This window comes from Chitinophaga sp. S165, from assembly GCF_003182155.1.
In the GTDB taxonomy this organism is placed as follows: Bacteria; Bacteroidota; Bacteroidia; order Chitinophagales; family Chitinophagaceae; genus Chitinophaga.
Window position 1 is genome coordinate 165,943 of the sequence record NZ_QGTG01000001.1, and the last position, 24,068, is coordinate 190,010.

At 45.7% G+C, this 24,068-nt stretch carries 21 protein-coding genes; 18 read left to right on the plus strand and 3 right to left on the minus strand.

Going from position 1 to position 24,068, the window contains the following annotated elements; genetic code table 11:
- Window positions 1–125 precede the first annotated feature (125 nt).
- From C7475_RS00640 to C7475_RS00690, 11 genes are all read left to right on the plus strand, one after another.
- Window positions 126–1,589, plus strand: coding sequence for a PLP-dependent aminotransferase family protein (locus tag C7475_RS00640; protein WP_110049934.1), 1,464 nt, complete (start codon window positions 126–128; stop codon window positions 1,587–1,589).
- Window positions 1,590–1,748: 159 nt separating this feature from the next.
- The gene (locus C7475_RS00645) at window positions 1,749–2,186 is read left to right on the plus strand and encodes a carboxymuconolactone decarboxylase family protein (RefSeq protein WP_110049936.1); all 438 of its coding nucleotides are present in this window, start codon (window positions 1,749–1,751) and stop codon (window positions 2,184–2,186) included.
- Window positions 2,187–2,430: 244 nt separating this feature from the next.
- Window positions 2,431–3,192 (plus strand): hypothetical protein, encoded by a 762-nt coding sequence (locus C7475_RS00650; protein ID WP_110049938.1) that lies wholly within the window; start codon window positions 2,431–2,433, stop codon window positions 3,190–3,192.
- A 347-nt stretch (window positions 3,193–3,539) separates the two neighbouring features.
- Window positions 3,540–4,085 carry a bifunctional 2-polyprenyl-6-hydroxyphenol methylase/3-demethylubiquinol 3-O-methyltransferase UbiG gene (locus tag C7475_RS00655; RefSeq protein WP_110049941.1) on the plus strand — a complete coding sequence of 182 codons (546 nt, stop codon included), beginning with the start codon at window positions 3,540–3,542 and terminating at the stop codon, window positions 4,083–4,085.
- Window positions 4,086–4,449: 364 nt separating this feature from the next.
- Window positions 4,450–6,621: a cbb3-type cytochrome c oxidase subunit I gene (locus tag C7475_RS00660; protein ID WP_110049943.1), complete on the plus strand. Its 2,172-nt coding sequence runs from the start codon at window positions 4,450–4,452 to the stop codon at window positions 6,619–6,621.
- 17 nt (window positions 6,622–6,638) lie between these two features.
- Window positions 6,639–7,643 (plus strand): cbb3-type cytochrome c oxidase subunit II, encoded by a 1,005-nt coding sequence (locus C7475_RS00665; protein WP_110049946.1) that lies wholly within the window; start codon window positions 6,639–6,641, stop codon window positions 7,641–7,643.
- On the plus strand, window positions 7,643–7,903 hold the full coding sequence (locus C7475_RS00670) for a hypothetical protein (protein WP_110049948.1): 261 nt from the start codon (window positions 7,643–7,645) through the stop codon (window positions 7,901–7,903). Before C7475_RS00665 ends, C7475_RS00670 begins: the two co-directional genes overlap by 1 nt.
- 2 nt (window positions 7,904–7,905) lie before the next feature.
- Window positions 7,906–8,313, plus strand: coding sequence for a cytochrome C (locus C7475_RS00675; protein ID WP_110049950.1), 408 nt, complete (start codon window positions 7,906–7,908; stop codon window positions 8,311–8,313).
- A gap of 61 nt (window positions 8,314–8,374) precedes the next feature.
- Window positions 8,375–8,746, plus strand: coding sequence for a cupin domain-containing protein (locus tag C7475_RS00680; protein ID WP_110049953.1), 372 nt, complete (start codon window positions 8,375–8,377; stop codon window positions 8,744–8,746).
- 38 nt (window positions 8,747–8,784) lie between these two features.
- A complete protein-coding gene (locus C7475_RS00685) occupies window positions 8,785–9,243 on the plus strand; it encodes a hemerythrin domain-containing protein (protein ID WP_110052774.1) in 459 nt (152 codons plus the stop codon).
- A gap of 45 nt (window positions 9,244–9,288) precedes the next feature.
- Window positions 9,289–9,618 (plus strand): 2Fe-2S iron-sulfur cluster-binding protein, encoded by a 330-nt coding sequence (locus tag C7475_RS00690; RefSeq protein WP_110049955.1) that lies wholly within the window; start codon window positions 9,289–9,291, stop codon window positions 9,616–9,618.
- 10 nt (window positions 9,619–9,628) lie between these two features.
- Here C7475_RS00690 and C7475_RS00695 read toward each other — a convergent pair whose 3' ends face one another.
- Window positions 9,629–10,474, minus strand: a complete 846-nt coding sequence (locus C7475_RS00695; RefSeq protein ID WP_110049957.1) for an SDR family NAD(P)-dependent oxidoreductase — start codon at window positions 10,472–10,474, stop codon at window positions 9,629–9,631.
- A 511-nt stretch (window positions 10,475–10,985) separates the two neighbouring features.
- Here C7475_RS00695 and C7475_RS00700 point away from each other — a divergent pair.
- From C7475_RS00700 to C7475_RS00710, 3 genes are all read left to right on the plus strand, one after another.
- Window positions 10,986–12,713: a GMC oxidoreductase gene (locus C7475_RS00700; protein ID WP_110049959.1), complete on the plus strand. Its 1,728-nt coding sequence runs from the start codon at window positions 10,986–10,988 to the stop codon at window positions 12,711–12,713.
- 292 nt (window positions 12,714–13,005) lie between these two features.
- Window positions 13,006–14,091, plus strand: a complete 1,086-nt coding sequence (locus C7475_RS00705) for a fatty acid desaturase (RefSeq protein ID WP_110049961.1) — start codon at window positions 13,006–13,008, stop codon at window positions 14,089–14,091.
- Between the two features lie 108 nt (window positions 14,092–14,199).
- Entirely contained in the window at window positions 14,200–14,490 is a 291-nt protein-coding gene (locus tag C7475_RS00710) for an SDR family NAD(P)-dependent oxidoreductase (RefSeq protein WP_110049964.1), read from the plus strand.
- 160 nt (window positions 14,491–14,650) lie between these two features.
- Here C7475_RS00710 and C7475_RS00715 read toward each other — a convergent pair whose 3' ends face one another.
- A complete protein-coding gene (locus C7475_RS00715) occupies window positions 14,651–16,081 on the minus strand; it encodes a hypothetical protein (RefSeq protein ID WP_110049966.1) in 1,431 nt (476 codons plus the stop codon).
- Between the two features lie 190 nt (window positions 16,082–16,271).
- Here C7475_RS00715 and C7475_RS00720 point away from each other — a divergent pair, with 190 nt between their 5' ends.
- A complete protein-coding gene (locus C7475_RS00720; protein ID WP_110049968.1) occupies window positions 16,272–17,168 on the plus strand; it encodes a dienelactone hydrolase family protein in 897 nt (298 codons plus the stop codon).
- A 112-nt stretch (window positions 17,169–17,280) separates the two neighbouring features.
- Here C7475_RS00720 and C7475_RS00725 read toward each other — a convergent pair whose 3' ends face one another.
- The gene (locus tag C7475_RS00725) at window positions 17,281–17,865 is read right to left on the minus strand and encodes an RNA polymerase sigma factor (protein WP_110049970.1); all 585 of its coding nucleotides are present in this window, start codon (window positions 17,863–17,865) and stop codon (window positions 17,281–17,283) included.
- Between the two features lie 103 nt (window positions 17,866–17,968).
- On the opposite strand from C7475_RS00725, the gene C7475_RS00730 reads away from it, so the two are divergent.
- The 3 genes from C7475_RS00730 to C7475_RS00740 are packed head-to-tail and all read left to right on the plus strand — an operon-like array spanning window position 17,969 to window position 24,026.
- Window positions 17,969–19,108, plus strand: a complete 1,140-nt coding sequence (locus tag C7475_RS00730; RefSeq protein WP_110049972.1) for a FecR family protein — start codon at window positions 17,969–17,971, stop codon at window positions 19,106–19,108.
- A gap of 53 nt (window positions 19,109–19,161) precedes the next feature.
- Complete coding sequence (locus tag C7475_RS00735) at window positions 19,162–22,524, plus strand: TonB-dependent receptor (RefSeq protein WP_110049974.1); 3,363 nt, start codon at window positions 19,162–19,164, stop codon at window positions 22,522–22,524.
- Window positions 22,525–22,538: 14 nt separating this feature from the next.
- Complete coding sequence (locus C7475_RS00740) at window positions 22,539–24,026, plus strand: RagB/SusD family nutrient uptake outer membrane protein (RefSeq protein WP_110049979.1); 1,488 nt, start codon at window positions 22,539–22,541, stop codon at window positions 24,024–24,026.
- Window positions 24,027–24,068 lie beyond the last annotated feature (42 nt).

Genomic DNA, 24,068 nt, shown 5'->3' on the forward strand with positions numbered 1-24,068 from the left:
CATTATATCCCAGTTTGTATAAAAAGTACGGCCCAGGGAGCTTGAGCGTAAACCAGCCGTTTTCTGTCCAGGTATGTGGAGAATGGATTATGTTTGTAACATGATTTCCACTAAATACATCCCGGATGCTACCATATAAGTCCTTGATCCAGATTGACCGGAATGCTCCGGTAGCACTTTACGTTCAGGTATGTAACAGCCTTATTTCGTTAATTACGAATGGTGCGCTCCGTCCATCTGATATGCTGCCAGGCTCACGTGTCCTTGCTGAGTTGATAGGTATCAACCGCAATACGATAAAGCTTGCGTACGAAGAACTGATCAACCAGGGTTGGGCTGAATCTATTGAGCGAAAGGGTGTATTCGTATTATCCCGGCTGCCGGTAATATCTGGTAACAAACTGCCGGAATCCGGTAAAAAGAATAATAAACAGGAGGCCTTTTTATGGACGAATCAATTCGAAAATTCGCCACGCAATAAAAATCTCCAGAAAACAAGGCTCGCAATTGACGATGGCTTCCCCGACGTACGCCTGGCGCCGGTAGACTTGCTGATGCGTGAGTATAGAAGCATCTCCAGGAAATTTTATGGAAAGAACTTTCTTAAATATGGTAGTGCCAAAGGATCAGAGCATCTGCGTACCGCCATCTGTAATTACCTGTCCGGCACAAGAGGGGTAGATGTTCCGGCTGAAAATGTGATCATCACGAAAGGCAGCCAGATGGGGATCTACCTGGCAAGCCGGCTCCTCCTGAGCCCCGCCGATACCGTTGCAGTAGGCATGACAAATTACATTGCTGCAGATGATACTTTCAGGCACGTCGGCGCGAAACTGTTAAGGATCCCCATCGATGCCAATGGGATGGATATCGGGTACCTTGAAAAGGCGCTGAAACGGAAGAAAATAAAAGCAGTCTATATCATACCGCATCATCACTTCCCGACAACAGTGACCACCAGCATGGAACGCCGGCTAAAGCTGTTAGACCTCGCCAAAGAATACCGCTTTGCAATCATTGAAGACGATTATGATTTTGATTTTCACTACGACAATAAACCCTATTTGCCATTAGCCAGTATTGACCATAACCGCAATGTGATCTATATCGGTTCAATTTCAAAAACATTTGCTCCTGCCTTGCGGATCGGCTTTATGCTGGGGCCTTCTGCTTTTGTGGAAGCCGCTGCCTCATTAAGGGAACTGATAGACAAACAGGGCGATACACTACTGGAAGATGCATTTGCCATGCTGTTTAAAAATGGAGAAATGGAAAGACATTTTCGTAAGTCGCTCAAAGCCTATAAAGAAAGAAGGAACCTGTTCTGTGAAATACTCGGGTCAGACTTTAACAACCTGATAGCTTTTAAAATACCGGAAGGCGGATTGGCAGTATGGGCAAACTTCGATAAAGGAATTGACTTATTAAAAATGTCTGAGAACGCTGCAAAAAACGGACTGTATATAGACAACGGAGATTATTATAAAAACGAGTCTTTTTCTGCAAACGCTATGCGCATGGGGTTCGCCTCACTCGATGAAAAAGAGATCGTTGAAGCCCTGGCAATCCTGCATAAAGTTATCCGGTAACCTCGCTGGGCCATCTCATATTTCGTAATTGGTATATTCCGCAGAACATCCTTTGCGCTAATTTTGTTGTTAACGAACGATAGGGAATGCTACACCTCAGGTTAACGGACAGAATAGAGGTAAATATTCAATTTGAAATAGTATAAATCTTCATTAAAAATGGCAACACGCATCAGGATTGACCAGGTAGAACCAGCCGGCTATAAAGCCGTGCTTGGAATGGAAAAATTTATTGAAAGTACATCATTGACAAGAACGCATAAAGACCTGATCAAGATCAGAGCTTCGCAGATAAATGGATGCGCCTTCTGCATCGATATGCATACCAAAGAAGCCCGTAAAGCAGGCGAAACGGAACAGCGTATTTATGCCCTCAACGCATGGCGCGATACCACGTTCTATTCAGAAGAAGAACGTGCTATACTGGCACTGACAGAAGAAGTGACGCTGATCAGCGGACACGTATCAGACGAAACGTACGACCAGGCGGCTAAAGTCTTGGACGCAACTTACCTGGCACAGGTGATCCTGTCGATCATTACGATCAATGTCTGGAACAGGATAGGGATCACCACCAAATTACTTCCGGCTTCTTAGTTTAGTATATTAATTATACGAAGTAAGGCCCTCCGGTAGAGGGCCTTTACTTTTATGGCTATTTCCCACTTTTAGAAAATATTCAAGGTGATTCATGTCAGTTTTAACCGTTGTCTAAAACCGACATGAATCACCTTGAATATTTTCGCATATTGATTCGGGTGACCTTAAATAACATTCAATCCTGCTCTAAAATGGCCAGCGCTGGTAGTGTTACCTTTATACTTCACCAGTATCATTTTTTATGGCCAGACAAAACTCATTGATCCCTTTTACCGGTAAACTCGGTAATCTCATTGGCTACTGCCGCAACGGGAAATACTTCCTGCGCAGCATGCCGGAAATCGTACGGCAAACCGTCGCTACCCGCAGGTCCGCCCTGCGCTTTGGCATCGCCAGCAAAAAAGGGGCCTTGATCCGAAGCGTCATCTGCCCGGAATTAGATGTCTGTTACGACAACGGCTATGTCAACCGCTTAACTCGGGCTCTCATTCCGGCTACAGGAAATAAGAAGAGGCTCCTCGAAGGCTTCCGGTTCAATCAGTATACCGGGACAGACCAGTTCTTTACCGTACCTCCCGTAGTTTCAGCAAACGGTATCCTGCAGGTCCCGGAGCAGACATTACCACGATTGAAAGGTATGGACGCCGTCGAGCTGAAAGTGATCGCATCCTGTATTGATTTTACCCGCCAACAGGTACTCAGTACACAAGTGATAACTGCCATCTTGGATCCCAGGCAACCTTTTACAGGTATGACCCTCCCTATGGAAATACCGGGTTCGGGAACACTTGTCGTGACCTTACAGGTAAGATGTATACAGCACGGCTGCCCATCGGGTGATAGAAGATATCAGGCGGCGGACATTATTGCGGTAATTGAGCCTCAAACAGCGCCTGTCGTTCATCAACCTGTATATGAACGGCGAAAAATAAAACAAGCGGAAAAAACGGTCTATAATGCCGCATATGGTTATGTACCGGTACCGGTGATCCTGAGAGAATAGATGCAGCCCCGCCTGAAGGCTGTATACTGGTGAGTAACATCCATTGAACGTCATACCCAACCCTTACCTTGAATTATCTTATCCCCGGACTGCTCCCTGCAAGCCCGGACGCTTCGCCATGGACGAGGCATGACTCCCCACATCTTATCAATAGCTTTTACCGCCGGAATACGCAGGAAGAACAACCCCCGATCATGTCCACCTCACCACCTGTGATGCTACACCCATACTGGTAGTATACGTCACACCAGCTACATATACAGCCCCTGTTTAAGCGGAGTACATCCCCATTAAACAGAAACGGCTCATACCACGGCTGCAATCATTACCTTTGCCGGATCACCACTATGGATATCAGGACACTTTGGAATGAACGATATACAAAAGGATTACCCTCTCTGGAAACACCAGATCCTTTTTTCATCAGGATGTTTGATCAGATCATCAGCCGGGAATTTCCCGCTGGCGGAAATGCAATTGACCTGGCTGCCGGTACTGGCAGGCACACACTGCATCTCGCTGAAGCAAAGTGGAAAGTGACTGCCGTAGATATTTCAGATGTGGCCCTGGAAAGGCTGGTGGAACAAACCCCTGATGTACAGATCCGGACTATCTGCACAGATCTGGCCACTTATCAGTTGCCGCAGGCAGCTTTCGATCTTGTAGTGTTATATTATTATTTTGACCGCTCCTTATTTCCTGCTATCATACAGGCAGTAAAACCCGGTGGATTGTTAATCTGCAAGTTAGCCGTCGGAAAACCTGCTAACCCAATCGCCCTGCAGGAACAGGAACTGCTACAACTTACCAACATGCTGGATACTGCCAGTTATGAAGAACGACCAGTGAAGGATAGGGGAGTTGCAGAATATGCCGGCAGAAAGCCCTTCTAAACAGCTAAATAATTGACCATCTGTTTAAATACTTCGACAAAAAGATAAAATGGATAAATAATAGAGGATGTTTTTGTCCTTTATTGAATAACCATTACCTTTGTTATGTCAATTTCTGACCAAAACTTGTATAAATAGTGGCTCGCTAATTTTAGAATAAGGGAACAAACTATCTTTCCAGTGCGGATTTGAGCCACACATCCTATTGAACGCTAGGTCAAAAATTGAAAGCAGAATTTCAGACGCCAATAAATATATATTATGAGAGTTGATAGTTCACTTATATGTAGAAGATCAACTTTCCCTGTACGACAAAGAGTTTTTTTGAAACAATAGAAGAATAAAAGACAGTAATATCTCTTATATGCAAACAAAAATCTTCGGTAAAACAGCATCCCTGATAATCTCATTCCTCGTGTTTGGGGTTATTCCTGTAACCGCCCGGGCTAATCCTTCTGACTTTTCCTTTCATTCCAGTAAAACACCGGTCTGGATCGCACTTCTATTTACATTGCTGCTGCTTTTTATTGCTATTATATTAAAGCAGAGAATCGTAGGTGTCAGGAAAATCTATAAAAAAGGAAGACCTGGACAACAAGTTGACCAACTAAGAAAATACACGCTTGGCCTCAATAGCAGGCAGATAGAGAAATTAATTCAGTACAGGCAAACGAATAAAAACTATGTCAACAGTAAGGGAGTAACTGCTTTATTGTTCTTAATCTTTACCATTGGATTATCAATGTTTTCTTACTCTGGTGCCAACGCACAGGACGTAGCAAAAACAGCAAACAGTTCCTTGCTGGGAGAAGCAGGTATCTGGATCACCGTTGTTCTTTTACTAATACCCATCACAGCCGGTGTGGTATTGATCTTTGTAAAAGTGAACAGTGTACTGAACCAGCAGAAAAATAAATACCTGACAGAAGAAGCCGAAGCACTTGCTGCTCACCTGCGGTCCTTACCTGAAGAAGAAGCGGATGCTCTTTTGAAAAGACGAAAGGCTGCACTGGATTACCGGCTTACTCACAATGAACTGTCAGGGAACCAACGGGCAGAAGATGAAAAAGGCTTGTTGCTGATCCACGACGGGGTAGAGTTACCGATAGTGGCCCTGAAGAAAAAAGCGCTGCAACGTCCTAATATAGATCCTGCATTATCCAGGCTGATACTCTGGTATCTCGGATGTGCGACCTTCTGGTTATTGTTCGGTACAACAGTCGGCGAATATGTAGGGGTCAAGTTTGTAGCGCCCGACGCCGATCATATAAGCTGGCTGAGTTTCGGACGTTTACGCCCTGTACATACCAACGCCGTATTCTGGGGTTGGGCGTCGCTAGGCATGCTGGGCCTCGGCTATTATGTGGTTCCACGCGTAAGTAACACAAAGCTGGCCAGTATGAAGAAAGGATGGTGTGCGCTCATCTTGATCAATGCCGCCGTTCTCCTGGGCTCAATATGTCTCATGGCAGGTATTAATAACGGCGGTGGCGAATACCGCGAATATATCTGGCCTGTAATGTTACTCTTCGGTATGGGCTTGCTGCTGACACTCGAGAACTTTATAAAGACGATCGCCACACGTACCACAAAAGAGATCTACATCTCCAACTGGTATATCGTATCCGCCATCATGTTCGCCCTGGTGATCACAATCGTAGCTTACGTTCCTTACTGGCAGAACGGCCTGGGAGAAACCATCATACAGGGATATTATATGCACCAGGGAGTAGGTATGTGGTTTATGCTTTTTACCCTCGGATTTGTTTATTACATCCTGCCGCAACAACTTAACAAACCGATCTATTCCTATAGCCTGGGCATCCTGGCATTCTGGACGCAGATACTCTTTTATACCACCATTGGTACACACCATTTCGTATTCAGTTCCATTCCCTGGTGGCTGCAAACTGTTGCTATCGTGGGCAGTGCAGGTATGGCCATACCGGTACTTGCAGGTACGACCAACTTCCTGATGACCTTTAAAGGAGCATGGTATAAAGTAACGGATAGTTATACATTGCCATTCTTTCTGGTCGGTATCATCTTTTACTTTACCGGTTCTATGCAGGGTACCGCAGAGGCCTTCCGCAGCACTAACCTGATGTGGCACTTTACTGACTTTACTACAGCCCATTCACACCTCACCATGTATGGCATTATCTGCTTCTTTATCTGGGCAGGTGTATATGCCATCATCCCGCGACTTACAGGCAAGGAAGCACCTCAGATTACCGTAGGTATGCATTTCTGGCTGGCGCTTATAGGATTGCTTTTCTATACCGTTCCATTGATGTATGGCAGTACATTGAAAGGATTGATGTGGATGGAAGGTAAACCGTTCATAGAAAGCGTAGTAATGATGGCGCCCTATTGGTTATGGAGAGCCATCGGTGGTAGCCTCATGTGGCTGTCCCATCTTGTATTCGCCTATAATATGTATAAAATGATAGCAAACAGGGAAGTGGTGGATGTCCAGGAAACCGCTATTCAGAAACTGGAAGAAAATACAGCTGCTATTCAACCTATTGCTTAACTATATATCACACTGAAATGGAATTATTCGATAATCATAGGAAATTATTCGGAACGGCTGCCCTCTTCTTTATTGTCTTAACGACACTGGTGGCGATCATGCCCGCTATTAACAACCAGGAAAACAATGCGGCATTGCCCGATGCAGTGCCATTAAGTGAAGATGCCATCAGAGGTAAGGCGTTATTTGTGTCTAATGGCTGCGTAGGCTGCCATACACAGCAGGTCAGGAATGTTGATATGGACAAGGTATGGGGCGCACGGCCAAGTCTTGCTGCTGACTATGCGGATATACACCGTACCGATTTCTGGCGGAATACAGCCACCTTAATGGGCACAGAACGTACTGGTCCCGACCTTACTGATATCGGCACCCGGCAACCTGGCAAGGAATGGCATCTCGTGCATTTGTATAATCCGCGCACCGTTGTCAGAGAGTCCATTATGCCCGCTTATCCGTGGCTGTTTACCATCAAAAAAGAACCGTCAGCATCGGACATCGTGGTAAATGTCCCGGCTGAATATTTAAACGGTCAGGAAGGTAAAGTGGTAGCTACAAAAGATGCCATGTACCTGGTAGCCTACCTGCAATCATTGAAGCAGGTCAAATTACCGGATGGCGAAACATCACCCGCATTCCTGTATAAAAGAGAAGAAAAGAAGACCGGCGATAACGCAGCAGGTGCTATGCCCGACGGACAGGCACTATTTGCGGCTAACTGTCAGAGCTGTCACCAGGCCAATGGCGAAGGACTACAAGGCGCATTCCCGCCTCTTAAAGGAAGTTCTGTCGTATTGGGCGACAATCTCGAAATGTACGTAGACATTATCATGAACGGTTATGATGCAAGACCGGAATTCGGATCAATGCCTGCCGTAGGAACAAATGCCGGTTTTACCGAACTGGAGGTAGCAGCCCTCATCAATTACGAAAGAAGCAGCTGGGGAAACGACGGTAAGAAAGTAACACCCGAAGAAGTAAAGAAGATTATAGATTTCCTAAAACTTAAAGTAACCAAATAATGAAAAAGATTTATTTGGCGGCAGCCTTGATGTTCACAGGAATATATGCTATTGCTTGTCCTGTATGCGAAAGACAGCAACCTGAAATGCTCCGTGGCATTACACATGGCGCGGGCCCTGATAGCAGTTGGGATTATATTATTGTTTGGGCGATGGTGATCGTTGTGTTGTTGAGCCTGGGCTTCTCCATCAGATGGCTGGTACGCCCCGGAGAGCAGTCAGACAAACATATCAAAACACTTATTCTAAACAACCATTAAAAATGAGCGATAAAAGCACCATATTCATTTTCATTGACGACGATACTAAACCGATCGCAGAATTGGCTACGCCGGTAAGCTTTGAATTAGACACACGCAAGCTGACCGACGGCGACCATATACTGAAAATAGTAAGTAAAGATCCATCAGGTAAGGAAGGCATCCGAAAAATTCCATTTGTGGTACGTAACGGCCCCGCAATAGCCATAGAAGGTATTAAAGAGAACGCTGTGGTAGACGGTGTGTTGCCGTTGATGATCAATGCCTACGGCAAGGGCGATCAGAAGTCTTTCCTTATAGAAGGCAGTGAGACGCCGCAAAGTATTCCTTACTGGGTATGGATAGCCATCATCGGCTTTGTGGGCTGGGCATTATTCTACCTGGTCAGGTACATCTCAATTACCCAGTAAGACAAATAGAATCGCACAAGGAGACACATAGATTTATGGACAACGAACAACAGAATAAAATATGAAAACAGCAAGTTTGTTGAATGACGTAATTTATCACCCGGAAAGGGTACAGATAACATTAATGATGGAAACAGAGCGTTCCAGAGAGATCCGCATCTGTCTTAAAGGAGGTCAGGAAATGAAAGATCATCATGCCCCATTTCCCATTGTCGTGGAAGTATTTGAAGGCGAGATTATTTTCGGTGTGGAAGGAACACCCCTGACATTGCAAAAGGGAATGCTTGTAAGTCTGGCAGCCAACATAGTACACAATCTCAAAGCAGTGAAAGACAGTATCGTTCGGCTCACTATCTCAAAAGCAGATCAGTTACAACGGGTAGTATCTCTTAGCGGTGCAGCCACCGCCGAAACCGTCACTAGTAATGATTGACGCTGATCCGCCTATTAATGAATGATAAACGAAAGGTTATGAAACGCAACGAAAATATAGTTCCTCTTTCGAGAGACCATCATAATGGCTTATTATTCAGTTGGAAGATAAGACAGGGAATTAAGAAGAATGTCGAAAAAGAAAGGCTCAGCAAATACGTGCACTATTTCTGGAAAGACCATCTGGAAAAGCACTTTGAGGAGGAAGAAACCATTTTATTCAATAAGGTCCGGCATGAGCTTTGTGAAAAGGCTTATGCCGAACACACACAAATAAAGCACCTCATTGAAGAAATAGCAAAGGCGGACGTACCCTTCGAAAAGTACGCCTTGCTTGCCGACATCCTCGAACAACACATCCGTTTTGAAGAGCGTACCTTATTCCCATTCCTGGAAAAGACATTGGAACCACAACAACTCTCAGAGGTAGGTAAAATGCTAGGCCCATTGCACGAATCCGTCAACGAAGACACGTATCCCGACGAGTTCTGGTTGTAACATTACGCTATATGGACCAAAACGTGAATAAAGACAATATGTCAGATGCGTACTGCTGCTCAACCCATTAACATTAAAGTGCTGCTCGGCGACGAAGAGCATGATCTGGTCACCTACAAGGGAGAATACCGGTCATTGATGATGCTCTTATTCGACAGGTTATACATCGAGGATTTTGGAGAATGCAGAGGTGTAGGCCGGTGCGGTACATGCCTTATAGAGATCATAGACGGCGGTCCCTCCCTGGAGGCCTATGATCGTAATGAAGAAATGACTATGATGAGATTAGGGCATGATACTGAAAGATGTCGCTTATCCTGTCAGATCCCAATAGATGATGATCTGAATGGTATTAAGATAAGAGTGAAAAGATAGACGCACCCTTCTATAACGAATGATAGTCTGCTGAAATACTCGTGGACTTCCATGCTTCAATTTCTTCCGCCATGTTCTGAAGTTTCGCGGATGCGCGTACATAGGCATCTTGTCCGAGATAGAGATGTAGCGGAGGTTGTTCAATTGTAGCGAGGTCCATGAGTATTTCGGCTGCCTTCTCAGGATCGCCGGGTTGTTTGCCATCAGCGGCCAGGTATCGTTTCTGCGTATCTTTAACAGCTATGTACCCCTCAATATGGCTATCAGTATAGGCCAGAGAATCTTTTGTAAGAAATCCGGTACGGAAGCCGGAGGGTTCTGCAACAGTCACTTTAATGCCAAATTCGGCCACATCGAGGGCAAGTACTTCGGAGAAGGCGGCGATAGCGGCTTTAGTAGCTGAATAAACCGCCCAGCCGGGAGCGCCCGCAAATCCGGCAACAGATCCGATGTTGATAATATATCCGGACCGTTGTGCACGCATAATAGGTAAGACGCCTTTAGCCACATTGATGGGGGCCAGGATATTGACATCGAAAATACGTCTGACATCCTCTTCCATAATCTCTTCCACGGTGCCGGCCATGCCATAACCGGCATTATTGACAACAACATCTATACGCCCGAAGGTAGCTACTGTCTGACGTAAAGACTCATTCACACAATCAATATTATTCAGATCAACGGCCAGAGGCAGGAAGCTGTCGGTATCAATAACATTCACCGCATTTTTCAGTTTTTGCGCATTACGTGAAGTGGCGGCAACACGGTATCCTTCTTCAAGCAGCTTTTTTACGAGGATGAGCCCCAATCCCTGTGAAGCTCCGGTAACGTACCAAACCTTTGAATTGCTCATAAGTTTTGATTTTATGATACAAAGGTGAAGACTTCTGAGGTAGTAACTGTGTGACGTACCTCACAAAAACGCTTTATACAGACCACAGACACAAACCGCAAACCACGAATCACAAAGTGCGAAGCAACAAAGCGGGTAAGTCCTGCACCTATTTTGGGGACCGCCCGCAGTGAGCATTCGGTTGGAAATCACTGGCCTTAGTTCTTTGAAGTGAGCTGATGCGCCTTACCAGGGGTTAAATAAGTAACGAAAGCCTAACCGTCCTTCAACGCTCAATAGTACGAAACTTCAAAGAAGTACAGCCAGTGATTCCATCCGAACTGCGAGCTAGAAGGTCAACGCTAGAATCACTGTACGCCCAAGCAACAAACGTTAAGAATACTTCGGAAGCGATATGCAAAATTTACCTTTGCGTTTAATACTTAATTTGCCTATATTTATTGATGCTCAAATAAAGAAGACCGTCAGCTAAGAGTTAATAAACAAGATCCTATCACCACTAATCCATGTTATGTCAGGCAATTCATTATTTATTAATGCAAAAGGCGTAGAACAGAACACCTTCGACGCGATCGTTATCGGCTCAGGGATCAGTGGCGGTTGGGCTGCAAAAGAGCTTTGTGAGCAGGGCTTGAAAACTTTAGTATTGGAAAGAGGGAGGAACGTTGAGCATAATAAGGATTATCCTACCGCTACAATGGCGCCATGGGAGTTTAAGCACCGCGGACAAATGTCCAAAGAGTTTCTGCAGGAAAACCCGTTGATCAGCAAGGCCGCCGGATTTGCAGAAGATACCGCACACTTTTTTATCAAAGATAAAGACCATCCCTACATACAGGAAAAGCCCTTCGACTGGATCCGCGGTTATCAGGTAGGAGGGAAGTCCCTCACCTGGGGGCGTGCCTGCCAACGTTGGAGCAACTTCGAATTCACCGCTCCGGAACGTTACGGTTATGGTATCGGATGGCCTGTCGATTATAAAACCATTGCTCCCTGGTATTCTCATGTTGAGAAATTCATAGGCGTATGTGGCACGCGTGATGGTATTGAAGCCATGCCGGACGGCGAGTTTCTGCCACCGTTCGATCTTAATTGCGTGGAATCTCATATACAAAAGACGATCAGGGAAAATTATAAAGACCGCCACGTTGTACACGCAAGATGGGCACAGCTTACCGAACCTAAAGAGGTCCACCTGCAACAGGGCCGGGCAAGGTGTCAGGCCAGAAGTTTATGTATGCGCGGCTGCCCCTTCGGCGGTTATTTCAGTTCGGTTACATCTACATTGCCCTGGGCAAAAAAGACGGGTCGTCTTACTATCAGGCCGTTCTCCGTCGTGCACTCAATCATTTATGATGAACAAAAGGGAAAGGCTGCCGGCGTACGGGTCATTGATACGAATACAAAAGAAACTACCGACTATTTTGCAAGGATCATATTTGTAAATGCATCTGCCCTTAATACCAACCTGGTCTTACTGAATTCTACCAGCAACCGCTTCCCCAACGGACTGGGGAATGACAGCGGACTACTGGGCAAATACGTTGCTTTTCATAACTATAGGGCGTCTGTAAGCGCTGACGTGGAAGGAATGGAAGACAAATATTTTTACGGGCGCAATCCTACAGAACCGATCATCGCCAATTACCGTAACCTGCACCAGCAGGATACAGACTATGTAGGCGGCTTCACCACATTTATGGGTGCCTACCGTCCACGCGCAAACGGAGACCTGTTAGACGTCAATATAGGGGCCGCGTATAAGGAAGCCCTGACGGAACCTGCCGGCTGGCGTACGTACATGTATATGCAGGGAGAGACCATACCAAAGGAAACAAATCACGTAAGACTAAGCCCTGATAAAAAAGACCAATGGGGAATACCTTTACTGATCATGTCGGTCGGCTACGACGACAATGATGAAAAAATGATCAGAGATTTTCTCAGCCAGAGTACAGAAATGCTGGAGAAAGCCGGCTGTAAGAATATTGAACAGCATGATAGCCACCAGCCGCCAGGCCTCGACATCCATGAAATGGGCGGTTGCAGAATGGGAAAAGACGCCCGGACCTCCCTGCTCAACGAGTGGAACCAGTTGCATTACTGTAAGAACGTGTTTGTAACGGACGGCGCCGCTATGACAAGTACCGGCAATCAAAGCCCGTCGCTGCTTTATATGGCGCTCACAGCAAGGGCTGCAACACATGCTGTAAGTGAAATGAAAAAGGGGCATCTCTGAGCAATTTCCTGAACCTGTGCGCCTTTACTCACAAGCTCATGTGTTCAGAAAAAAAATAATACATAAGCCAATAATTTTTACATATCTTTAGAACAGATTCTTTGATCAGGGCATTTTGCTGCTTAATTATTTCTTACTTTCTGAGTAAAAATTAATCTCTCATCTCTTTCGCTCTCACTTAGTAGTCTTATTCACGTTTACGATCTTATCACTGTATGCGAACCTTTAGCTTAACGCTGATCCGAATGGGTTGCGGGAGTTCTATGTCCGTATCGAAATTTATACTGAAAATATGTCCTTTATTGAGAATGTGCTGGCTACCCCCAGTTATGGGTGGAAGGACAGCAACGGTCAGCTTGTAAAACCTACTGTGAAGCAACTGCTTACTGAATTTTTCCGTAGACTTAATATCATGAGATCACGTAAAAACTGGTTGCCGTTTTTTGCGTGGTTCAACGTGTTGTTGTTGCTGCCTTTTTTCTTCATATTCATCGTGCAGCAGGCGCAGGATTTTAACATCTGGTATCTGCTGGTAGGTTTTGTGTATGGGATGATTTTCATGGGAACACATGGTACCATCTGGTATCACCGTTACGGAACACATCAGGCTTATAGCTTTAGCAATAAATTCTGGCGCTTTTTTACAGCGAACATCGTATTTAAAATGATACCTGAAGAGATCTATGTAGTGTCTCATCACGTACATCATTCACTGTCCGATCAGCCGGGAGATCCTTATAATGCCGAAGGAGGCTTTTTGTACTGTTTCCTGGCAGATGTAAACCATCAGCCGATCGCTAAAGATCTGAGCGAAGAGGACTACAACAAAGCAGCTGCATTGATGAGCCATACCGGCGTTAAAACCAACACCTATGCCCAATATCTCAAATGGGGATCAATTGCCAATCCTTTACATGCTGTTGTCGCCACATACGGCAACTGGGCTTTCTGGATGGCCGTGTTCTATGCCATTGGTGGTATTCACCTGCTGGCTGCCATCTTATGTGGTACCTTCATATGGGCAGTAGGTGTGAGAACTTTCAATTATGAAGGTCATGCAAAAGGTGAACTGAAACAAGTTCCTGGTTTCGACTATAATTCAAAAGACAAATCTATCAACCAATGGTGGCCTGGTATCGTTGCTGGCGAATGGCATAACAATCACCACCTCTATCCTGCAAGCGCAAGATCAGGGTTTCTACCAGGACAGATAGACTTTGCCTGGTGTTATATCTGGACACTTAAGTTAATTGGCGGTGTCAGCTCTGTACGCGATTCTAAGAGGCATTTTCTGGAAACTTACAGAAAGCCTTACCTGGAAGAAATAGAACGATTAAAAGCTGTTACCGAAAAGCCTGCAACTGTTATCATAAAGTAGTTAGACAAGATATTTCAGGGGCCGCTCAGAAACGTAATGAACGTTTCTGAGCGGCCCCTGGCTTTATGCGGGGCATGAACTTTGGGTGCACCGTGCTAAAGCAAGAATATGAAAAGACGTTCACCTGTTTGTTACGGAACATGTATCAGTCGCTGTTTTGTATTCATCTTCATCACATTTTTAACAGCATGTGCAACCGCTAAGCTTTCACAGTCGGGTCAGCAGAAGATTAAAGGAAAGACCTTCGTCGTTACAGGTGCATCAAGCGGATTCGGTCGTGGAGTGGCAGTAATGTTAGGCAAATATCAGTGCAACGTAGTGCTTGCTGCCCGCAGAAAAGAAGTACTGGACGAAGTTGCTGAAGAAGTACGTGCCGCCGGTGGAAAGGCGCTGGTGTAAAACATAGCATATACCTCATCATCCCAGCTATCAGTTATTGGATAAGGCAGAAGTGAATGCTATCATCGATTATCTGAAAACGCTTTAATTGAATTGTCAGCATTTCCCGTTTAGTATATCTTGATCAGGGAAATGCTGACAATTCAATGCGTAGGTGCCTTTATCTAATCCCTCTTATTCCCGCTTGGATAAACTCCGGATAAGAGTCTGATGCCGCCTTCAATTCGTTAATCTTAGCGTCCGTATCGCTCTGAAGCGGCTGGCGATAACAGTAATTCAGATAGAGCAGGAAGAAGATGCATTTGTTGAATGGATCGAGATCTTTATCCTTCAGGATGGATTTTATCTGTTCTTCAAACGCTGCCGCATACGCTGATTCTGTAAACGCTCTGCCTATACGACGTAGGTCCCCGGTGTAGTGAGAAGAGGGAAGATTACTGGTCATGAAAATAGTGCCCAGCAGTAACTGTTGCGCAGGTATATCCAGTAACTCCAGTTCGCGGAGATAGGTTTTCCGGCCTTGTTCCGCATAACTCCCATCAGACATGCGGCCAAAGTAATCATTCATAATATCGAGATGTGCCCTGATAAATACAGGCCATTGATGTGTCTGAGACGCTAACACCGCTATATCGCGTGCATGCCTGCGTGGAGCATCATCCTGGCTGCAGCTGCCATACACAACGCGGGAACGTTTCATTAACAAGACCGTGTCAAGGGAATAGATGGCCCTGGCCGCTTTTTCCAGGGGGATACTACCATTCCCTTTCTCCAGGGCCTCTTTAACAGCACGGTCTAACAGCAGTTTTATACTATCGTTCTGGTAGTATTCCCGCTGAATATATTTTATGTCGTTTTCGTTCAGATAAGTATAATATCTGGGATCGACATTTTTATTTGTCTTCCGATATACTATTCCTTCCAGGGCTTGAAACGGCTTGTTCTCTTCCTCTCCGAACCCTCCCTTGCTAAGCATAAGCTTAGTGGTGGTGTCGATCATACAATCGGCATACTGTATCATCCTGGAATATGCTATAGGGAGCTTTATAGTCGTAAAGGGCTTGTCAAGGAGCCAGACCTCTATACTGCGGTATTCCTTTTCTTTATCATCACTCATGCTGTATATCCAGCTGCCGGTAGGTAGCTGATCAAAATAGGTATGGGAAAATCCATTCCCGTCACCGTTATATAAAGTGGTGACATTTTTCTTCTGGTATTCGTCATATCCGGTTTTATAGGACAGAATAACATGGGAGCTGTCTTTAATTTTTATTCCGGGAAATTCATTCAACAGCTGTTCAATAGAAATGCCCTGCTGGAGGCGAGCTTCCAGAAAGGCGGCCTTTTTCCCTTCAATAGTGAGTGTCATTTCTGTTGCCTGGGTCTGTGGCAAGGAATAATATACAGGGTTAGGCACACACTGGAGAAAACGGAGGTTGAGAGAATCGGCAGATTTTTTCAACGCTTGTATGTCCTCATGGGAATATAGCATTTCTTCATTTACAGCTTCCGGGGAACTTTTTGCTACCTGGTCCTGACCGTAGCCGGCAAGTGGTAGTAATAGGGACAGGCTAAGAACTAATATTCTCATACTTAAAGATTTGAAGTTAAGATGCAGGACGGATAAAAATTCCACAAATCTTTCCCTAACCTTACGCCACCGGCTTAATATGTCATTTCAGGTGCCTGTTCGACATCTTGCCCCCATGGCATAAAGATCATTTACTCCTCTGGTAAATCTCGTTTTTCGTGATTATCTTTAAGAGAAACACCCACTCCATATGAACCCAAACGACATCAAGAAAGAGGACATCAAACAGGAAGTATTTGACCTGTATGACGACTATGCCCATAACAGGGTGAATAGAAGGGACTTTATAGAAAAGCTCTCCATCTATGCCGTTGGTGGTCTGACAGTGACCTCCCTGATGAGTTTCCTCATGCCCGATTACAAGGCCGCCATCCAGGTAAGGGCGGACGACCCGCGTCTGAAATCAGAATATATTTATTACAATTCTGAAAAGGGCGGTGGGAAAATGAAGGCATTGTTGTCCAGACCTGCCGCTGCCACAAAGAAGCTGGGTGGTATTGTTGTTGTCCATGAGAACCGTGGTCTGAACCCGCACATCGAAGATGTTGCCAGAAGAGCTGCATTAGCAGGATTTATTACTGTTGCTCCCGATGCGTTAACGCCGCTGGGTGGTTATCCGGGCAACGACGATCAGGGCCGCGAGTTGCAGAGTAAAAGGGACAGAGGAGAAATGCTGGAAGATTTTATAGCGGCTTTTGAATACCTGAAAACACATCCTGAATGTAACGGTAAAGTAGGAGTGGTCGGCTTTTGCTTTGGTGGTGCAATCGCCAATCTGATGGCAGTTCGTATTCCTGACCTGGAAGGTGCAGTGCCTTTCTATGGCGGACAGCCAGACAAAGCGCAGGTACCACAGATAAAGGCGCCGCTGTTACTGCACTATGCAGAATTAGATACCCGCGTGAACGAAGGCTGGCCTGCATACGAAGCTGCATTGAAAGAGAATAATAAACAATACACCGCCTACATTTACCCAGGTGTAAACCACGGATTTAACAACAACACGACGCCCCGCTACGATAAAGCAGCTGCTGATCTTGCGTGGGGCCGCACAATAGAGTTCTTTAAGAAGGTCCTGGCATCATAAACATACGCGGCATTTGATCCCGGTAGGGGTCTCCATGTTTGTAGCCCCGGGATTTATCCCGGGGAACAAACATGAAGCGAACAACGTTCAATCATTGAAACGATAAGCCCTGTTAATGGAACATGGTATGACTGATCATCACCGCAAGTATAAACTGCGGATAGGAAACCCGCAATGTCTTTAATGCAATAGTGATCTGATTTTCTACCGTACGTTTAGAGATATGTAATTTGTCCGCTATTTCCTGGTTACTCAAATGATTTACCCGGCTCAACCAGAATATTTCCTGACACCTGCGTGGGAGGTCTTGTAGTAAATTCGCTAATTGTGATTCCATATTCTCATATATCAGTTTCTCCGCTGCAATATTATACACTGGCGTAGCATCCATCTCCGGGAACTGGTCCAGATATTCAACACAATTTATCTTCGCATCTCTCAGGTATTTATAAACATGATACCGGGTAGTTGCCTGTATATAATGCTGGAAGTGCTGGATCCTGCTGGATTTACGCTTCTCCCAGAGTGATACGAATACGTCATGTGTGATCTCTTCCGCAGCAGCAGCATCCTTTAAATAATAGCGGACAGTCTGATATAACTTTTTCCAATAACGATCATATAACAGCGCAAATGCATTGCTGTTATCAGAGACGACGCCGTCCCATAGTTCAAGATCCGTGGAATGGTGGTTCATAAAGTGGCATATAAAATTAGCAATAATTCAGAACCTTAAAATATTTTCTGAAAAAATTTAAAAAGTATGTGTGTGCCCTTCCGATTTTAAACACTATATAAGTATGACACCTGAAGAATACATAGCATTATTCGAAAAATACCAGGATGGATCATGTACAGCGGAAGAGGAAGAGATGCTGATGAAATACCGGGATAATTTCCGTTTCCTGGAGAATGATCCCCTGGGAATGCCGGCGGTCGACGAGGAAACCGGAAGCCGTATTTACAGCATGATCATGCAAACGACCACTAAAAAGAAAGTGATCAGGTCCTGGTGGTGGGCCGCCGCTGCAGCTATGCTGGTACTTTTCGCCGGCATCAGCAGCCTGCTTGTCAGAAAAGCACCGAAAGGACAACCTATTGTAGACAGGGCAGCACCGAAGACCAATGGCTCACCAATCAAGCCTGGTACTAACACTGCCACACTTACCCTGGCAAATGGAGATGTTATCACCCTGGATGATGCAGAAGAAGGTGTTATAGCCAGGACAGGGAACAGTGCTATCACCAAACAGAACGGCCGCCTTTCCTACGCCTCGGACGGTAACATGGAAAACCGGCGTGAGCCATCCGTAAATACCGTTGCTGTTCCAAGAGGCGGACAGTATACCATCACATTATCCGATGGTACCCGCGTATGGCTGAACAGTGCATCCTCACTCACTTATGCAGAGGTGTTCAATGGAAAGGAACGAAAAGTGATACTGAGTGGAGAGGCTTATTTTGAAGTAAGTAAAAACGAACAACAACCATTTATAGTACAAACGGAACGCGCAGTAGTACATGTACTGGGAACAGATTTTAATATCAACGCCTATAAGGACGAACAGAAGGTGAAAGCCACTTTGGTGAAAGGATCGATCCGCTTTTCCAATGCCGCCGCTTCCACTTTATTGTCTCCCGGAGAACAGTGTATTATTGACGGCGCTCGTCAGGGAATTGAAAAGAAACATGTGAATGTCAACCAGGAAGTAGCCTGGAAATCAGGCTACTTCGTTTTCAGAAACAACACTATTCACGATATCATGCGTCAGATAGAACGCTGGTACGATGTAGAGGTAGAGTACAGGGGAAATCCGCCACAGGGGACTTTTGGCGGTACCTACTCTAAAAACAAGGACATACAGGAACTGCTGAAAGGTCTTGAACTGACAGGTCTGGTACATTTCCAGATAGACGGACGAAAGATTATAGTAAAATGAGCTGCAAAAACTTACGACTAATACTACTATTGTAAATTAAACCTGACATTAAAATGTATAGAATTTTTACTGAACAAATGTTCGGGGTGCCACGTTATGCCCGTATTAAGATCGGGCGGATTGTAAATTTTATCTCTGTATTAATTCTTACCGCCACATTACAGGTAGGTGCGCGTACATACGCCCAGAGAGTCAATATCGACGTGCATGATGCCCCTTTAGAGGAAGTACTGTTTTCTATTCAGCAACAAACCGGATATGACTTTCTGTACAGTACCCAACTGATAAAAGGTGCTACCCCGGTTTCCCTTTCGCTGAAGAACGCTTCAGTAGCAGATGCCTTGAAATCTATTTTCGAGCGGCAACCACTCGATTATATCATCAACCAGAAAACGGTTACGCTCAGGCAGAAACAATTAAGTCAGGCTGCCGCTTTTACCGTACGCGGTGCGGTCACCGACAGTAAAGGTGCTCCCCTGCAAGGTGTGACGATTCAGCTTAAAGGTACCAAAACCGGTACTGCGAGTCTGGCAGATGGCTCCTATAGCCTGACCCTGCCCAATGGCAACGGTACACTGATATTCGGGTTCATGGGATTCGCAAAACAGGAAATTGCTGTAAACAACAGGACGATTATAAATGTCAGCCTCGTGGAAGATGATAAGAAGCTGAGTGAAGTGATCGTTACCGGTTATACCACACAAAGCCGGCATACGCTGACCAGCGCCATCTCTACCGTAAAAGGAGAGGACCTCACAAGAAGGGTCGCTACCGACGCTACCTCACTGTTACAGGGACAACTCCCCGGCCTGTCTGTCGTTCAGAACTCCGCCGAACCGGGAAACGAAACAATACAATTACGTATCAGAGGACTGGGTACCTTCAGCGGTGCCGGTAACAAACCATTGGTAATTGTAGATGGTGTTCCTGGTGATCTGGCTATCCTCAATCCAAATGATATAGAATCTGTAAACGTTTTAAAAGACGCCTCTGCCGCCGCTATCTATGGTTCACAAGGTGCGAACGGCGTGCTCGTAGTGAAGACAAAGAAAGGCAGCACAGGAAAATTCTCATTATCGTATAATTACAATGTAGGTTTTGCTACTCCCACCAGGCTTCCTGATCTGATCACTAATTCAGCGACCTTTATGAAGCTGCTGAATGAGGCGCAAACCAACTCTGGTAATGCACCTGTATATACCGACGAACAGATCGCCTTATACGAGAATGCCACCGACCGCGTAAAGTATCCAAATCACAACTGGCTGGATGATATGTTCAGTACCGCAGCAGTACAGAACCACTATCTCAATTTAAGCGGAGGGAACGAGCAAACCACCTATAGCGTTGGATTGGGTTACACCGATCAACCGGGTACCATGCGCGGTTTCGAATACAAGAAATACACCGTAGCGCTGGGCCTGAATTCTAAAGTACATAAACGCGTTACGCTGGGAACAAACATTCAGGTACGCTATGGCGACAGACTGTTCCCTTATAACAACGCTACTGACCTGTATATTTCAACGCTGGCACAGTCTCCATTATATCCCGCACAAACGGAAGACGGCAAATGGATCACGAAGGCATATGACAGGGAACTGGGTAACAAAAACCCTGTTCTGGCATCAACCATGAGAACGCGTAACCCCAACTACTATGGACAGGGAAATATCTCTCTTGATGTGGATGTGCTTAACGGATTGAAATGGGAAAACCGTGCAGGTATCAATTTCAGACTGAATAAAGAGAAAACTTTCAGGCCTGTTATTCCTGTATACCTCTACAGCGATCTTTCCTATAACCGCAATGCAGATGTTGGTACCCCCGGACTGACGCAGATGCAGGAAGACCGCACACACTCTACAGTGTACAGCCAGTTGAACTTCCATAGAACATTCGGACGCCATGACCTTACTGTTTTAGCGGGGGCACAGCAGGAAGTAGACAATTACAATTATCTGAGTGCCAACCGTATCGGATATCCAACCAACGAACTGTCCGAGCTGGATGCAGGCGCGGCAAGTGGTCAGACGAACAGTGGCCGCTCAGAACAGTGGATCATCCATTCATTTTACGGCAACGTTAACTATAACTACAACGATAAATACCTGTTGGGAATGAGCCTTCGTTATGATGGTACTTCCCGTTTACCTGCGAATAGCCGCTGGGGATTGTATGAATCCTTTTCAGCCGGCTGGCGCATTTCCAAAGAGCATTTCCTGGCTGATGTTAAATGGCTCAATGACCTGAAGATACGCGCTTCCTGGGGCCGCCTGGGTAACCAGAACATTGGCGTCTATCCATACCAGTCTACGCTATATCAATCAAACTATGCATTCGCAGGTAACATCGTTTCGGGGTTTGCTCCCAATATGCTCGTAGACCCTAACCTGACCTGGGAAACTACCCGTATGACAGACATCGGTGTGGATATGGCCGTATTAAATAACAGGCTGAATTTCACCTTCGACTGGTTTAATAAATACACCTACGATATCTTAAGACAATCACAGGTGCCACAGGCACTGGGCGTAACAGCACCTATCGTTAATAATGGCGCCGTAAGCAACAAGGGGATTGAGCTGGGACTGCGCTGGCAGGACAGACTGAGCTCGAAATTCAGCTACTATGCTGTCGCTAATTTCCAGGCTTACCGTAATAAACTGGTATCTTTCGGTGCAGATGAAATAGGTGGTCCCGACGGACAAACCATCATGCGTAACGGTTCTCCTATTAACTCGTTCTACCTGCAAACTATGGACGGTATCTTCCAGAATGAACAGGAGATCGATCAGGCGCCTGATCAGTCGTCACTCGGCGGCAGACCTACTCCCGGCGATATCAGATATAAAGACATGAACGGCGATAAAAAGGTAGATGCGAATGACAGGACGATATACGGCGGACAATATCCTAAGTTTGAATACTCTTATACAATGGGTGCTAACTTCGGCAACTTCGACGCCAGCGTACAACTGTATGGCTCTTACGGCACTAAATTATACCTGTATAAATGGGGCGTAGATCCTTTCGCACAGGGCGCAATGCCAACTACCGACTGGCTGGACAGATGGACGCCTGAGAATCCTTCTGCCACCATGCCTAAGATCTATATGGGTTTCTACGGCTATCCACGGATCACGAATGTGCAGTCAACGTATCACCTGTATAGCGCAAGCTTCATGCGTATAAAGAACCTACAGCTGGGATACACGCTGCCACAGGGATTGATAAAAGGTATCAGAACGCTGCGTGTGTATGCTGCGGTAGATAATCTGGCGCTTTTTACACCGCTGAAAGTAGCAACCGATCCTGAAAGACTTGACATCAACAATAAACCTGACGCCTGGTACGGCTTTGCAAACTATCCGCAAAACCGCACATTCACAGTAGGCGCGTCTGTTCAATTCTAATAAGCATAATAGTTATGAAAAGATACTCTCCATACATACTCTTCGCGGCACTCTTTTTCTCAGCGTGTAAAAAGCTGGATGTTACGCCGCCCGATAAACTTTCCAGTGGCATATTCTGGAAATCGCCTGCCGATGCAGACCTGGCACTGACAGGGTTATATGGCACCTTGCTAACAACAAGTGGGCAGATCAGCGCATATGGACCAATGTGGTGGGAGAACTTCAGTGACAACTCCTACACGCAGAATAATCAGGGCGGTGCACAACAGGCACTGATAGCAGGTTTGACATCTACGCTGGGAGGTTTCCCTACTTCGAATGATGAAAGCCTCTACGTCACTTCCTATAAAGGCATCGCTGCCGCCAATAGTTTTCTCGCTAACGTAAACAAAGTGCTGGAAGGCGATAAGCTGAATCAGTACAAAGGTGAAGCTTCTTTCCTGCGCGCTTTCCACTATTTTATGCTGGCACAGACATACGGTAACGTGCCACTTATTACAGAAGATCCGCTGACCATCGATTTTAAGAATAAAGTAAGCAAGTCGCCACGCACTGAAATACTAAAACTGATTAACAGTGACCTTGATGCCGCTATCGCAGGTTTACCGGATGTTAAATACACAAATGGTCACGCGGTAAAAGCATCGGCGCAAGGTTTAAAAGTAAGGGTGCTGTTGTTCGAAAAGAAATTCACAGAAGCTGCCGCACTGGCGAAAGCAATCATCGACGGAGGGCTGTTCTCCCTGAATAGCAACTACGCCGGTAACTTTTATAAGCCTGACCAGCGGTCCAGTCCTGAGATCATGTTCTCTGTACAATTCCAGGCGCCCGCTGCCGCACATTCCTTCTCTATAACGACAGCCATCATTGGAAGCGGTTATAAAGACCTGCAGGGCACGCAGAACATGATCGATGAATACGAACCCAATGATCCCCGTAAAGCCATGAGCTTTTTCTTCCCTGGCGATACGCCCGCTGATAATGGCTGGCCGTTTTCAGGTACCGTAGGTACGCCCGGAGTAAATAACTGGACGAAAGGTTTTTATCCGGCAAAGAAATGGCTGGACCCTAAGATTACCGATCCTCAACCAGGTTTGCTGGACGACCAGGACTACGTATGGTTGAGATATGCCGACGTGAAACTGATGTATGCCGAAGCACAGAACGAAGCCGTTGGCGCTGATGCCAGTGTGTACCAACAGGTAAATGAAGTGCGTGCCCGTCCGGGAGTAACAATGCCTGCATTACCCGCTGGCCTTAACCAGGATGAAATGCGTGAAAGGATCAGGCATGAGCGCCGTGTGGAGTTTGTACTGGAAGGCTTGCGCTACTTTGACCTGCGCAGATGGGGCATCGCACAGCAGAAATTAAATGGATTTGTACAGAACCCGTTGACGCCTAATGTAAAGACGGTCTATCGTCCGGAGTTTGAATATTGGCCCTTACCACAGATAGAAATCGACAGAAATAAACCTGTATTAATACAGAACGATAATTATTGATGTAACATTTATTATTTTAGGGAGCCGCTTAATCGCTTTAAC

Coding starts and splice junctions, on each gene's coding strand:
- C7475_RS00725 (WP_110049970.1), bottom strand. CDS start 17,865: ATGAACCACCATTCCACGGATCTTGAACTATGGGACGGCGTCGTCTCT.
- C7475_RS00720 (WP_110049968.1), top strand. CDS start 16,272: ATGAACCCAAACGACATCAAGAAAGAGGACATCAAACAGGAAGTATTT.
- C7475_RS00700 (WP_110049959.1), top strand. CDS start 10,986: ATGTCAGGCAATTCATTATTTATTAATGCAAAAGGCGTAGAACAGAAC.
- C7475_RS00680 (WP_110049953.1), top strand. CDS start 8,375: ATGAAAACAGCAAGTTTGTTGAATGACGTAATTTATCACCCGGAAAGG.
- C7475_RS00690 (WP_110049955.1), top strand. CDS start 9,289: ATGCGTACTGCTGCTCAACCCATTAACATTAAAGTGCTGCTCGGCGAC.
- C7475_RS00675 (WP_110049950.1), top strand. CDS start 7,906: ATGAGCGATAAAAGCACCATATTCATTTTCATTGACGACGATACTAAA.
- C7475_RS00715 (WP_110049966.1), bottom strand. CDS start 16,081: ATGAGAATATTAGTTCTTAGCCTGTCCCTATTACTACCACTTGCCGGC.
- C7475_RS00735 (WP_110049974.1), top strand. CDS start 19,162: ATGTATAGAATTTTTACTGAACAAATGTTCGGGGTGCCACGTTATGCC.
- C7475_RS00705 (WP_110049961.1), top strand. CDS start 13,006: ATGTCCTTTATTGAGAATGTGCTGGCTACCCCCAGTTATGGGTGGAAG.
- C7475_RS00660 (WP_110049943.1), top strand. CDS start 4,450: ATGCAAACAAAAATCTTCGGTAAAACAGCATCCCTGATAATCTCATTC.
- C7475_RS00740 (WP_110049979.1), top strand. CDS start 22,539: ATGAAAAGATACTCTCCATACATACTCTTCGCGGCACTCTTTTTCTCA.
- C7475_RS00695 (WP_110049957.1), bottom strand. CDS start 10,474: ATGAGCAATTCAAAGGTTTGGTACGTTACCGGAGCTTCACAGGGATTG.
- C7475_RS00650 (WP_110049938.1), top strand. CDS start 2,431: ATGGCCAGACAAAACTCATTGATCCCTTTTACCGGTAAACTCGGTAAT.
- C7475_RS00640 (WP_110049934.1), top strand. CDS start 126: ATGCTACCATATAAGTCCTTGATCCAGATTGACCGGAATGCTCCGGTA.
- C7475_RS00730 (WP_110049972.1), top strand. CDS start 17,969: ATGACACCTGAAGAATACATAGCATTATTCGAAAAATACCAGGATGGA.
- C7475_RS00670 (WP_110049948.1), top strand. CDS start 7,643: ATGAAAAAGATTTATTTGGCGGCAGCCTTGATGTTCACAGGAATATAT.
- C7475_RS00710 (WP_110049964.1), top strand. CDS start 14,200: ATGAAAAGACGTTCACCTGTTTGTTACGGAACATGTATCAGTCGCTGT.
- C7475_RS00655 (WP_110049941.1), top strand. CDS start 3,540: ATGGATATCAGGACACTTTGGAATGAACGATATACAAAAGGATTACCC.
- C7475_RS00685 (WP_110052774.1), top strand. CDS start 8,785: ATGAAACGCAACGAAAATATAGTTCCTCTTTCGAGAGACCATCATAAT.
- C7475_RS00645 (WP_110049936.1), top strand. CDS start 1,749: ATGGCAACACGCATCAGGATTGACCAGGTAGAACCAGCCGGCTATAAA.
- C7475_RS00665 (WP_110049946.1), top strand. CDS start 6,639: ATGGAATTATTCGATAATCATAGGAAATTATTCGGAACGGCTGCCCTC.